The following is a 12,707-nucleotide window of genomic DNA, read 5'->3' on the forward strand; positions in this document are numbered from 1 at the left end:
TCATTGCGCTGCCCTTAATTAGTTAACCAAACTTAATTCAGCGTATCAAGTTCAGTTTTGAGCGCTTCCTCGACCACTTGGGGATTGGCTTGGCCTTTGGTTGCGCGCATCACTTGGCCGACCAAGAACTTAATCGCTGGCAATTTGCCGCTCTTGTAGTCGGCAACGACCTTGGGATTGGCGGCAATCGCATCGCGGGCAGCTTGGCTCAACACGCTGCTATCGCTAATTTGGCGCAAGCCTTTGGCGTTGATGATTTCGACTGGAGCCTCGCCAGAGCGATACATTTCCTCAAAGACTTGTTTGGCAACCGTGCTGCCAATTTCGCCCTTGGCCACAACTTCAATCAAGCTGGTGAGGTTGGCTGGCGTGACGCGTTTGGCAACGTCGGCAAGGGTTTCTGCGCCATCCTTGATCAAACGGAATAACTCGCCGGTAATCCAGTTGGCAACTGGTTTGGCATTGCTTGCCCCAGCGGTGGCGACGATGGTTTCAAAATAGTCGGCGGTTTCGCGTTCGCCGCTCAACAAGGCTGCATCCTGCTTCGACAAGCCAAACTCGCTGATATAGCGGGCAAATTTGGCATCGGGCAATTCGGGCAACTCAGCGCGGCGCTTGGCAACCCACTCGCGGCTCAACTCCAGCGGCGGCAAATCTGGCTCAGGGAAGTAGCGATAGTCGTGGGCATGCTCTTTGGATCGTTGGCTAAGCGTGCTGCCTGCTGCGTCGTCCCAACCACGCGTTTCTTGCACAATCGTGCCGCCTTCGCGCAGGATTTTCTCTTGGCGTTCCAATTCATAGACCAAGGCGCGCTCAAGGTTGCGGAACGAGTTCATGTTTTTGATCTCGACCTTGGTGCCCAATTCCTTTTGGCCTTCTGGGCGAATTGAAACATTGGCATCGACCCGCAAGGCGCCTTCTTCGAGGTTGCCGCTGTTGACGCCCAAAAAAACCAAAATTTGGCGCAATTTGGTGGCATACAAACGAGCTTCTTCGGGCGTGGTCATATCTGGCTCGCTGACAATTTCGAGCAAGGGTACGCCAGATCGGTTGTAATCGACCAGCGAGTGGGTTTCATCGCCGTGTTGCAACATGCCCGTATCTTCTTCAAGGTGGGCACGGGTGATGCCAACCCGCTTGGTTTCGCCATTGCCAAGGGTAATTTCTAGCTCACCATTGATACAAATTGGCTTATCGTACATGGTAATTTGCCATGCTTTGGGCAAATCGGGGTAGGTATACGATTTGCGCGAAAACTCGCAATACTCAGGAATTTCGCAATTGAGCGCTAAACCAAGCAGCGCAGCCTTGCGAATCGCTTCCTGATTGACAACTGGCAAGGTGCCAGGTAGGCCAATGCTGACTTCATCGATACAGCTATTGGCGGGAGCGCTGGCATAGGCCGCGTTACAACCGCTGAACATTTTCGATTTGGTAAGAATTTGGGCATGAACTTCTAGCCCAATCGTGGCAGTATATTTCATAGCAACTCCGAGGCAACACAACAGCACAATCTCCCGCTGATTGTGCCCGATCATGGCTGATTATGCAAGCTGTTACATGTACTGGTTCATCACGTTAACCAGCATGTCCCTTTTCCACTCTTCCGTCCCGCCAGCGGGAAACGCAGGGGGATTAAAGCCCCCTGCACCCCCTCAAGGGCACGACGCGACCAAACGCCATCTATTGATGAACCTGCGGATGCGTGGTGGACAGCGAAAACCGACTCGATGGGGGTGGATTGCGGCAATACACTGGTTGCCAACGCAATGAACCAATACAGTTACAAGCTAGCGAGTTGCTGCATGGCTTGATATTCTTGCTCGGCAATCTGGTTCATCAGCGTGCTTGCTGCTTGAATTGGCTTTAGATCGCGCTGCTTGCCTGCTTGATCAAGCAAAGCTGCTACTTCCGTCCAGTTTGCGGCAATTGTAGCGAAGCTGGATTCAGCTTGACGTAATTGCTCGGCATCGATCATCGTTGCAGCCTCGGCCAAGAAATCGCGGTAGAGCTTGCGAAACAGCGAGCCGCCAGTTCCGGCGCGTTCCATCAGCATTGCCGTGGTGCAAAAATCGTACTCAACATCAGCAGACGCTTCAAACCATGGTTGTAAGGCGGCGCTGGCTTTGTGAATCCCTTTGTAGCTTACGTTGGTAATTGGCGGGTTGAGATAGGCTTGGGCATTGTTGCGAATTGCTTGGCGCACTGCCTGGGCCAAATCATACTCAGCGCCACGCTTGAGCGTATAGGCCAGATTTTTCGAGGCCATCGAGCCTTTGGCATTGCGGGCTTGGGCCAAACTTGCTAATGATGTTTGAACTTCGCTGCCCTGTTGTTGGGTATCCACCAAGTAGGCGTTGTGTTGATCGTAGCCATAGATCGCGGCGTAGTGGCCAGCAAAATGAATTGGGTTGCTGAAATATTCGAGGTAAAAACAATCGAGCTTCAAGCCAACCGCTTGGCCTTGATCAAGCCAGCCTTTGACGATTGCCCATGCTTTATTTGGTGAGCTGGTTTCTTGGCGCTCAATCGTTAGGTTGAGATGTCTGACGAGGTTGTCGGTGAGTTGGTCGGGCTTTATCCTCCCACCGATGAAGGGCATGGGCATCGATTTCATGTGCCAAAAAATAAAACCAAGCCCTTCGCCAAGCCCAAATAGCAGCGGCTCCGAAAGCTCAATCCCTTGCTGATACAGCAATGTGCCATTGGTGGTTGTCTCACAGTGTTGGCCGATGAATGGTTTGATTGCCAGCATAAATCCTCATCACTTAACATTCTATTGAGCTTGGGTCTTAAGTATTGGCTAATAATAATCCACAAAATAGTTATTAGGGGGTACAGGGGGATGAAAACCCCCTGTGTCTCCCGCCTTGAGGCGGGACGGAAGGGTGGTGAAAGTCATGAGCCAAGCCAATAATCCATGATTCTACGCGTGGATTATGCAGCTACTTCTGCCTTAACTAACGAAAGCAGAAGTAGCTCAAACCTTAATTTTTTAGGCGGCTTTGCCAAGCATACTACCCAATTCACGCAGCTTTTGCGGCGTAAATAGGCCAAGATTTGGCACATACTGGGCTGTACCTTCGCGCCAGCCACGCAGCGCCAAGCCAATTTCTACCGCGTTGCGACACTCCAAAATTGCCAAAAGCTCGGCTTCGGCCACAAAGCCCGCTTGATCAAAGCGCAACGCCAAGCGGCTCCAGCGATCTGCTGGCTGTTGGGCTGGGGCAAGTTGTTCGAGTTGCGCCAACACTGCCTGCATATCGGGCGTAGTTTGGTAAATCACTTTGGCAACTTGGCAATTGCGCAACAGGCTTTGATAGCTTTTCGCCACTACAACCAAAACTTTGGGTTGGCCGACCAAGCGTTGCGCCAAACTCGCTGCCATAGCTTCGGTAGCAGGCACAAAGATCGGAATCCGCTCGCTGCCACGTTGGGCAATAAAATCGGGTACTAACAAGCGATGAGCCAAGCTAAATGGCACTGGGTCGCGGCGAATCCGCCAACCTGCATTGTTGCCTTTGCTCACGAAGCGGCTCCAAGCTTGGCTAAATTGCTGTTCGAGCGTAGTTTCCCAGCTATCGCCGCTGGTGTTATGTTGATAGCGAGCTGTGCCACCAAGTACGGTTAACTCGCGCTTCGCAAGCTTAACCAAACTATTTTTGCCCTGCATATGCACCTGAATCAGGCCTTCGCTGGCAGTGTTGGGATGCGCCGCCAGCAAGCGCAACGCACAGCGGGCAATCCGCCGACCAGTGCGGGTCCAATTGCCAAGCGCATCTTTGGCTCCATGCAAGGTCAACATTACGAACGTAGCCATACAATCTTCAGGCTCGCTTAATTCATAACGTAGATTATAACGCTGGGCCAAGTTATGGGCAGAAACTGCCAAGGCATTAATATCGCCATCAAGCCGTAATTGCAGTGAGCGGCAATTGCGCAAGCCAGTTTCCAGCGAATGAAAATTGTATAGCGCCACAATCGCGCTTGGCTCTGGGCGTTCGGCGCTGCGCACCAACAAGGCTTCTTGCTCATCATCAAGGTAGAGCACCCGCTCAAATTGGCTGGCGGTTAGCCCCACCTCGCTAGCTAGTTGGTTGACTGCAGGCCAACGTTCGCTGGGCAAAATGAAGCCAGTGCTTTGATTGGCATAGGCATACAGCAAGGCTCGAAAATCGGCTGAATTGCGCAAACCACGTTCGGCCAATTGTTGGTACGTAGTTTGATCGAGCACTTCGGCGATTTGGGGCTGATGCCAGCGATAGGTTTGGCGTAAACATGCCACCAAGCCACGCGCCAACTTGGGATCGCCGAAAAACTCCAGCAAGGTGGCGGCTTCAAATTCGCGCCGTGCCCGCCCAAGCATCTGCTCGTAGTAGCCAATCGCATACTCAATCGCGGCCAAGTAGCGATCATCACGCAATTGGTGCGGGTAGAGTTGGCGGCCAAGCTCGCCATTGCGGCTGGTATATTTGAAATCGGCTGGTGTAAATGACATAATTATTCCAATGCTACAAAGGCTAAGCTGATTGATCCACGAAGAACACGAAGGGCACGAAGGGCTATAACCGCTAAGGACGCGAAGATCGCGAAGGTTTCTCTTTCCAAAGCCTTACGCTTCATCCCTCATCCCTCATCCTTCGCTACTCTGCGCCTCTGCGTTAAATCCTAATCCCTGATCGTGAGCCTTCATCCCTCATAATTCATCCTTCATCCTTAACTATTGCTCTGCTGATTATGCGCGGCCACAGCTTTTTTGCGGCGGCGCGCAGTCTGAACTTCGCTGGTGTTGCGGGTAACCAACTCGTAGAGCAAGGCTTCATCGGGTTTTTTGCGCAATACCCGCCCTAAGCGCTGAATATATTCGCGGGCAGTGGCTGAACCGCTGACCACAATCGCCACGTTGGCATCAGGCACATCAACGCCCTCGTTGAGCACCCGACCCGTGACCAACTTAGAATAGCGTCCAGACCGAAAGCCATCCAAAATCGATTTACGTTCATCAGCCGCCGTGCGATAGGTAATGCTGGGGATGGCAAACTGACGGCTGATCGTGTTGACCAAGGTGTTGTATTCAGAAAAGATAATGACTTTATCGTTGGGATGCTGGCTGAGCAATTGGCCAACATGCTCAAGCTTTTTCTCGGCATTGAGCGCAATCATGCGCGCTTGATGCTGCGCTTGTAAGGCATTGCGGGCTTGGGGATCGCTGCCAGAGCGCCGAATCAATTCGCCAAAGAAATCACCACCGCTAGCCAATTTATGCCGATGCTTGGCCAAAAACCAGCGCCATGTGGTCATTAAGGTTTCGTAGCGCACTAATTCATCGGCGGTCAGATCGACTAAAATTCGTTTTTCGCGGAATTTGGCAATATGGCCTTCTTCGGCTAAGTCGTTGGGTGCACGCCGATAGACGACCTTGCCAACCAAGCGATCGAGTGCTGAATGCGCGCCATCGCTGCGTTCGGGCGTGGCAGTTAAGCCCAAGCGATAGGGCGTGCGGCTGCGTAGGGCAATTGTGCTATAGGCAGGTGAAGGCAAATGATGCACTTCATCGCAAATGAGCAAACCCAAATTTTCCAGCGGGGCATCGGGCATGGCCGCCGAAGCATAGGTGATGACAGTGATTGGCCGCCATTCGCGCTGGCCATCTCCAACCACGCCCACAAATTTGGGATCGAGCGCCAAGGTTTGGATCACGGTGTCGCGCCATTGGTAGAGCAATTCAATCGTGGGCACGACGATCAGGGTGCGCAAGCCTAGCTTGGCAATTGCCAACATCGCGGTGATCGTTTTGCCAGCACCGGTTGGCAGCACAATCACCCCACGCCCTTCGTTGGCCGTCCAAGCAGCGACAGCCTCGGTTTGGTAGGGACGCGGGGCGAATTGCAATTTGGCTTTGAAGCCGCCCTGCAAACTGACATCAACTTCGGGCAAATCCTCATCTGGTTCGTCAAGCAGGCTTGCATCAAGCAAACTTGCCTCGTCGAGCAGCCATTCTTCTTGGGTGGCAGTTCGAGTCATGCATCCTCCTAGGCGGCTTTTTGCCCATACTCCCATAAGGTTGGTTGGGTATAGATGATGTTGCTGCTGCGAGCGCTGTGGGCTGCATTGGCTGGTGGTGGTGGATCGTCGGGAAACATGTTCGAAACAATTAGGTCGGCGCGTTGCGGGCCTACGCCCCAAATTGCGGTCAGCCGTTGGTAGGCTGCTTCGCGCAACAAGGCCGAAAGCTCAAGCTCGCCCAGTTCTTGGCTGATGCGTTCGGCCAAAATTGGCCCAATGCCAGCAATTTTGAGCAAGCGTTGTTGGCTCACTGGCAGCAAGGCACACAGATCTTCGTAGAAATCTAATTGGCCTTGGGCTGCAAGCACCGTGATTTTGCGGGTGAGGCTGGCCCCAAGTTTGTTGAGCCCTAACGGCTTGCCTGCTAAAGCGCGTTCGGTGAGGGAATGGCGTAGGCGGAGAATTGCCCGCGCAACTTCGCCATAGCGCCGCACTCGATAGGGATTGGCGTTTTGACGCTTGAGCAGCGTGGCAATATTAAACAGAATTTGGGCAATTGCGCGATTATTCATGGCTATCACCAAAGCTTTCTACTCGTTCAAACGTACTGTGTCTGTGATGAAACATCTGTGCTAATTATACTACATTTAAGCTTAATCGCAAGCCTTATTATGTTGATCTGACCGATTCATAGAGGTCGTTAACGTAAGCAAAGTATAGCCTGAGCATGTGACAAAAACCGTCACAAACTGCTTTTGGGCTGAATCTGAATCTCTAAATCGCCAGCCTTGATGCCATTAAAAAGCTGGCGCGGAATCGTCACCGCCGCATAGCCAGTTGCATCAAAGCGCCGTTCGATGCTGAAATGTGGGGTCGCAATATTCACAAGCTGGGCATACGCCGCCTCACAATGAATCAGCAAAGCCCAATCGCCGTTGGCTAGCTCTTGGGCTTCGAGATCATAGAGATAATTCGGCATTGACCGTTCCTTTCATGAATCAGCTTCATTTTTTGCAACGCCGCCGATTGTACCAGAACATGGGGTGTAGATGTGAATAACCGCTACTTAATCACTGCGCCTAAATTGAGCAAACTTGCTTGTTCTGCTGGATTGAGGCCAGTTGCTTGCTTGATGCTAAGGCCTTGATAGGGGTGGTCGCCATGCAGCCGTTTGCGCAATTTGCCGGTGGCTAAATCCCAAATCGTAATCGTACCTTGCTGATCGCCAGTGATTAACAGTTGGCTATCAGCGCTCAGGTACGCACTATCCAAGGCTGCCAGATGCTCAAAACGCTGGACTATTTGGCGGTTCTGCCAATCCCAAATTAGTGCCAACGAACCAGCTACAATCACAATCCAACGCCCATCCGCCGACCATTGCACTTTTTTGAGTAAGCCTGGTTTATGCAAGGCGATAATCTCATATTGCTCGGTGCTGAGATCCCAAATTCGTACCTGTTGGTCTGTTGCCGCACTAACAATATGGCGTTGATTGGGGCTAAAGCTCAGGCTGATGATGCTGGCACTATGGCCCGCCAATAAGCCAACACAACTGTGTTCGTTAATGCCCCAAATACGAATTGTCTGGTCGGCGCTGCCAGTCGCCAACAAATTGCCGTTGTGGCTCCAGGCCAAGGTTGTTACCAAATCATCGTGGCAAGCAAAAACATGGCTAATGTGGCCATGCGGCAGCGACCAAATATGCACCGTGTGATCTTCGCTGCAACTGGCGAGCATGCTGCCATCGGGCCGAAAGGCCAACGCCCGAATTAAGCCCTGATGGCCAGTTAAAATCATGGTCAATTGCAAGCGCTGACAATCCCAAATTTGAATCAGCTGCTCTTTGCTCAGTGCCAAACTGTGGCTGGCTTGATGATAGGCCAATTCGCGCCCATTATTGGTTTCTGGTGGTAAATTGAGGTGATAATATGGCTCAGTTAGTTGCCATAATGTGACAGCTTGCGCTTCGCTGGAACTAAACAATAAAGCGTTATTTGGGCTTAATGCGAGGCTGCGCACCCCGCCGCGATAGCCTTGCAGCGTGTGAATTAAGCGCCCGCTGGCTTGCTCCCAAATTCGCAGGCTTTGATCGCTGCTCACCGAATAGAGCCGCGCGCCATCGCGACTGTAGCGCAACGCCCGCACCCAATGCTGATGCCCATACAACATATGGGTCAAATTGGCGCTTTGGACTTGCCAAACCCGAATACATTGATCGATGCCAGCAGTAGCCAAATTGGCGCCATCAGGGCTAAATTGCAAATCAAACACGCGATCATCGTTGGCTAGGCTGGTGATTAACTGATTATCCTGAAGATCCCACAGATAGACATCGCCATCAAGCCCAGTGCCAGCTAAAATTGTGGTATCAGGGCTGAATGCCAAGAGCTGAATTGGCTCGTGATGAGTCGTTAACGTGCTTTGATAGCGCAAATGCTGTCCATGCCAGAGCTTGATTTGGCGATCAATCCCAGCGGTTGCCAAAAGCTGACCATCGGCGCTCAATTGAATGCTGCTGAGGCCGCCACTATGCACATTGATTGTTTGCAAACATTTGCCACTCAGCCGATCCCACACCCGCAACTCACCATCGCTGCTGGCGCTCATCAGCTGCTGCGATTGCGGCGCAACCACCACGCCAATTACTGGCTGGGTGTGGCCAACGAACATCCGTGGATTGTGGCCTTGGCTGGCTTCCCACAAGCGAATGATGCCATCGTTGCCAGCGCTAATGAGATAGCGGCCATCGCTGCTAAAACTCAGCGTGCGCACGCCATCGTGGTTGCTTGGCACATGCCAGAGTTTGCGCAGATCCAAGCTTTGCCAAACGATTAACTCATCATCGGCGGTAGCGACGGCCAAAAACCGATCTGCGGGATCGCGGGCGAGGGCAATTAATGGGCCAAATTGTTCGCTAAACACCGTGCGCGAAAGGTCGCTATAGCTCAAATCGAGCTGTTTGGGCGTGAGGCCGCGCAGATTAGCTTGCCACAATGGTTTATGCCGAAAATCAAATTGGCTAAGATCGGCCTTGAGTTCAACCAGCAAATTAAAAATATTGCCTGGCGCATAGCCCATTTCCAACGTACTCAACCCTTGCATCGTTTGCAGCAATTGACGCAGGGTCGTCAACAAGCGTTCTTGGCCAAGCTCGACAAAAATTCGGTGCAGCAATGGCCGCAAAATGGCCCGACTTTGGTGCTCGCGAATGCTATCGAGGCTATTGGCTTTAATTAGCGCGTGGCGATAGAGCAACCCTTGGGTTCCATCAAGCAATTCTTGGGCAATCTGGTCGATCAAGCGGTCGGTGGTGTATTCGAGCACTACGTTATGCAGCATAAACCCATCTTGGTGGCGCTCAACGAGTGAGCGGCGCAGCAACGATTCAAGGGTTTCGAGCAGCATATGTTGATATTTCGAGCGCACCAAATCGTGCTTCAGTTCAGCCAATTTGACGGTGTGGCGTTCGATTGCTAGCCAATACAATAATTCTTGTTCTTGGTCGGATAAACGCTCGAATTGCTGGGCTAAGATTGTGCGCACATCGCCAAAAATCAGCTCTTCGTGCTGCAAAAACTCGGCAATTTGGCCAAAAAACATGGTTTTGATCACTTGGGCAACCAATTTTAAGGCCAACGGATTGCCAGTGTAATGCTTGATTAGTTCCTGCCAGAGTTGCGGCGTACCATACAACTCCTGATTATCGAGCAACATTTGAGCATCATCGCGGATCAAACCAGTGAGCACCATTGAGCGGGTGTGTACACCTTCGAGCCGATTGAACTCATAGGGTTTTTCGCGGCTGGTCACAATCAAACAGCTTTCGTGGGCACGTTCGCTAATTGCCTGAAACAGTTGGGCATATTGCTCGTAGCCCTCGCGATAGCGCCCAGCTGGATAATTGGGCTGCAAAATTGCCTCAATATTATCGAGAATCAATAGGCAGCGAGTGGTGCGCAAATAATCAATCAAGACACTTAAACGCTGCTCAAATTGGGCGGGATAGGCCGAATTGGGGCTGGGAATAATCCGATGTAGGCATTCCAAGAGAAAATCATTTGCATGTTGGCCTTGTTGCAACGAACGCCAAACAAGCACTTTAAAATCATCTTGGGCTTGTTGGGCAACCTTGGTTGCAAGGCTGGTTTTGCCCATGCCGCCCAGCCCAATAATTGCCACCAAGCGGCAACGGTCAAGCTGCAGCCACTTCACCAAGGTCGCAGTTTCATCCTCGCGGCCAACAAAATTTTGCACATCGGGCGCATCGCCCCAATCGTGCAACACGCCCATCAACGGCCCAGTTTTGGCTTGCTCCTGCTTTTGTTGCTGCACCTCGGCCAAGTAGGCGTTGGCCAGTTGTTGCAAGGCCTGCCAAGTTGCCAGTGGAGCGAAATCAATTGCATACTCGCTGAGAGCGAACTGAATCGTTGCCAACAACTGCTGTTCAGCCAAGCCCCGCTGGTAGGGCGGTAAATCCAACTGATCGATCACCAGTTGGGCGAGGGCTGCGATATAGCCTAGTGGGCATAAAATTTGATCATTTTCATAGCGCATAATCGTGGTATGCGCCAGCCCAAAATGGCGGGCAGCCCGATTTTTTGAGCGAAAAACCCATGAACGCAAATCGCCCAGAAATGCGCCAAGCCCTTCGGTTGCATGAAAAACAGGCAACGATAAAACAGCGTTTGTCATGACAAACCTCATTCTGCGCTGGAAAAAATATCAAGCTCGGTAGTAACGAATTATGCCTGAATGATAGATGCAAGCTCGTAGAACTTCAAGAGCGAGAAGGCTAGTGCCAAAGTACTATTTTTAACCGTAGTTTAACGGGTTAATTGGGGAGTCACCGCGAAGGTTTAATCCACGAAGCGCACGAAGAGCACGAAGGGTCAGGAACCGCGAAGAGCGCGAAGCGCACGAAGGGGGAATAGAACCATACTCACAATCCACGGAGAAACATGAGGGGGTGCTGGGGGATGAAAACCCCGGCGTTTCCCTCCAGCGGAGGGACGGAAGGGAGGAGAAATGATGATGAGGTGAAAATCAAAAATCAGAAGTCAGAAGTCAAAATAGGAATCAGGATGACATTTTTAACGCAGCGGCGCAGAGGAACCGATGGCTATGGGCTATTGGCTTTGGGCTGGCGAGAGCATAATCCTAAAAATCTGTGCCAATCTGTGGCCAACGAAAAGGATGAGGGATGAAAGATCAAAAATCACTAACCCATAGCCCAAAGCCTATAGCCATGCTTCGTGCAATTCGTGACTAAAAAATAGCCTTCGTGGGCTAGTGGCCAAGATTGGGCCAAAAATTGCGCGCAAAATATTTAGACAGCGCTAGCAAGATTTGATACTATCCCAGTTAGCGACCAAATCGCAGCCCTGTACCTATCCATATGTCAACTTGAGACTTTTTGATAACAGTGTACAATTGGGGTGATAGCGAACCAGTAACTCCCCCAACTCCAAGTTCATGCCACCACGAGATTGCGCGTGGGCGGTTTGAGTGGGGTTGACTCTGATTTAGTAGTAGTGGAAAGGCCAATCGTTTGGCTTGGTGGCGGATGTTCGCGGTGCCAACCACGATTTGGAGAACACGGTCTTAGCAAGGAGGCATGGATGCCCAATCGTTCGCCTGCCAAGGCTCTGCTGCGCCCAACGGCAACCCTGTTGCTTGGAAGCGTTGTACTGGCAGCGTGCGGTCAAAAGACCCCTCAAACGACCCTGAACCCAGCAAGCGAGAGCACCCGCGCAATTTACAATCTCTCGGAATTGTTGTTTTGGTTGGGCGTTGTGGTCTTTTTGATCGTACAAACCTGGTTGATCGTTTCGATCATCAAGTATCGACAAAAGGATAGTTCGCAGGTTCCCACACAGATTCATGGCAATACGAAGGTTGAAATTGCTTGGACAATCGTGCCAGCAATTATCGCGATTGTTATTTTCGTCTTCACCTTCGACACGATTCGCAAAATCGAGTTTATGCCAGACGAAGCTGCTGGTAATACCTTGAATGTCAAGGTTATCGGCCATCAGTGGTGGTGGGAATTCCAGTATCCTGATATTAAGGATGCGAACGGGAAGCCGTTGGTCACTGCTAACGAGTTATGGATTCCTTCAGGAAGCTATATCGACGTGAAAATGACCTCGGTTGACGTAATCCACGACTTCTGGATTCCTGGGCTTGCAGGTAAGCGCGACGTGATGCCCAATCGCGAAAGCGGCTTGTGGTTCAAGGCCGATGATGTAGCCGATGGCGCGCCTGGCGTATTCTGGGGCCAATGTGCCGAATACTGTGGCGGCCAACATGCCTACATGAAAATGCGGGTCGTTGTGGCTAGCCCCGCCGACTTCCAAAAATGGTCAACCGAGCAAAGCCAAGTAGCGGTTAATACCACCTTGCCTGAATCGTTTACCAAAAATTGTATTGGTTGTCACGTGGTGCGTGGCACCAATGCTGCCGGGATTACCGGCCCCGATTTGACTCACTTCGGGGGCCGGATGACGATTGCCGCTGGCACCGTCGATAATACCCGCGAACATCTTTATGCATGGTTAGACGACCCTGATGCAGTCAAGCGTGGCAACATTATGACCACCGCCATCAAGGCCGATACCCTGACCGAAGCCGAAATTAATGAGTTGGTCGATTATCTGGAAAGCCTCAATCCTGGCACCAGTGTTAAAGGTCAGCAGTAGGAG

The 12,707-nt window shown here is 51.6% G+C and carries 9 protein-coding genes; 2 read left to right on the forward strand and 7 right to left on the reverse strand.

Annotation, left to right across the window (positions count from 1 at the left end; all coding sequences use genetic code 11):
* Positions 1–32: 32 nt before the first annotated feature.
* From gatB to SE18_RS22440, 7 genes are all read right to left on the reverse strand, one after another.
* On the reverse strand, positions 33–1,484 hold the full coding sequence (gatB, locus tag SE18_RS22410; protein WP_054536701.1) for an Asp-tRNA(Asn)/Glu-tRNA(Gln) amidotransferase subunit GatB: 1,452 nt from the start codon (positions 1,482–1,484) through the stop codon (positions 33–35).
* A gap of 299 nt (positions 1,485–1,783) precedes the next feature.
* Positions 1,784–2,755 (reverse strand): BtrH N-terminal domain-containing protein, encoded by a 972-nt coding sequence (locus SE18_RS22415; protein ID WP_054536702.1) that lies wholly within the window; start codon positions 2,753–2,755, stop codon positions 1,784–1,786.
* 240 nt (positions 2,756–2,995) lie between these two features.
* Entirely contained in the window at positions 2,996–4,498 is a 1,503-nt protein-coding gene (locus SE18_RS22420) for a DUF790 family protein (protein WP_054536703.1), read from the reverse strand.
* Positions 4,499–4,716: 218 nt separating this feature from the next.
* Positions 4,717–6,024 (reverse strand): DEAD/DEAH box helicase, encoded by a 1,308-nt coding sequence (locus SE18_RS22425; protein WP_054536704.1) that lies wholly within the window; start codon positions 6,022–6,024, stop codon positions 4,717–4,719.
* Positions 6,025–6,032: 8 nt separating this feature from the next.
* Positions 6,033–6,578, reverse strand: coding sequence for a helix-hairpin-helix domain-containing protein (locus SE18_RS22430; protein WP_054536705.1), 546 nt, complete (start codon positions 6,576–6,578; stop codon positions 6,033–6,035).
* A gap of 170 nt (positions 6,579–6,748) precedes the next feature.
* The gene (locus SE18_RS22435) at positions 6,749–6,985 is read right to left on the reverse strand and encodes a hypothetical protein (RefSeq protein WP_054536706.1); all 237 of its coding nucleotides are present in this window, start codon (positions 6,983–6,985) and stop codon (positions 6,749–6,751) included.
* Between the two features lie 83 nt (positions 6,986–7,068).
* On the reverse strand, positions 7,069–10,698 hold the full coding sequence (locus SE18_RS22440) for a WD40 domain-containing protein (protein ID WP_054536707.1): 3,630 nt from the start codon (positions 10,696–10,698) through the stop codon (positions 7,069–7,071).
* A gap of 284 nt (positions 10,699–10,982) precedes the next feature.
* Here SE18_RS22440 and SE18_RS22445 point away from each other — a divergent pair, with 284 nt between their 5' ends.
* Both SE18_RS22445 and coxB read left to right on the forward strand, forming a co-directional pair.
* On the forward strand, positions 10,983–11,210 hold the full coding sequence (locus SE18_RS22445; protein WP_152976724.1) for a hypothetical protein: 228 nt from the start codon (positions 10,983–10,985) through the stop codon (positions 11,208–11,210).
* Positions 11,211–11,624: 414 nt separating this feature from the next.
* Positions 11,625–12,704, forward strand: a complete 1,080-nt coding sequence (gene coxB / locus SE18_RS22450) for a cytochrome c oxidase subunit II (protein ID WP_054536709.1) — start codon at positions 11,625–11,627, stop codon at positions 12,702–12,704.
* The last annotated feature ends 3 nt before the right edge of the window (positions 12,705–12,707 follow it).

The organism is Herpetosiphon geysericola, from assembly GCF_001306135.1.
Taxonomy (GTDB): domain Bacteria; phylum Chloroflexota; class Chloroflexia; order Chloroflexales; family Herpetosiphonaceae; genus Herpetosiphon; species Herpetosiphon geysericola.

Coding starts and splice junctions, on each gene's coding strand:
- SE18_RS22440 (WP_054536707.1), bottom strand. CDS start 10,698: ATGACAAACGCTGTTTTATCGTTGCCTGTTTTTCATGCAACCGAAGGG.
- coxB (WP_054536709.1), top strand. CDS start 11,625: ATGCCCAATCGTTCGCCTGCCAAGGCTCTGCTGCGCCCAACGGCAACC.
- SE18_RS22445 (WP_152976724.1), top strand. CDS start 10,983: ATGAAAACCCCGGCGTTTCCCTCCAGCGGAGGGACGGAAGGGAGGAGA.
- SE18_RS22435 (WP_054536706.1), bottom strand. CDS start 6,985: ATGCCGAATTATCTCTATGATCTCGAAGCCCAAGAGCTAGCCAACGGC.
- gatB (WP_054536701.1), bottom strand. CDS start 1,484: ATGAAATATACTGCCACGATTGGGCTAGAAGTTCATGCCCAAATTCTT.
- SE18_RS22415 (WP_054536702.1), bottom strand. CDS start 2,755: ATGCTGGCAATCAAACCATTCATCGGCCAACACTGTGAGACAACCACC.
- SE18_RS22430 (WP_054536705.1), bottom strand. CDS start 6,578: ATGAATAATCGCGCAATTGCCCAAATTCTGTTTAATATTGCCACGCTG.
- SE18_RS22425 (WP_054536704.1), bottom strand. CDS start 6,024: ATGACTCGAACTGCCACCCAAGAAGAATGGCTGCTCGACGAGGCAAGT.
- SE18_RS22420 (WP_054536703.1), bottom strand. CDS start 4,498: ATGTCATTTACACCAGCCGATTTCAAATATACCAGCCGCAATGGCGAG.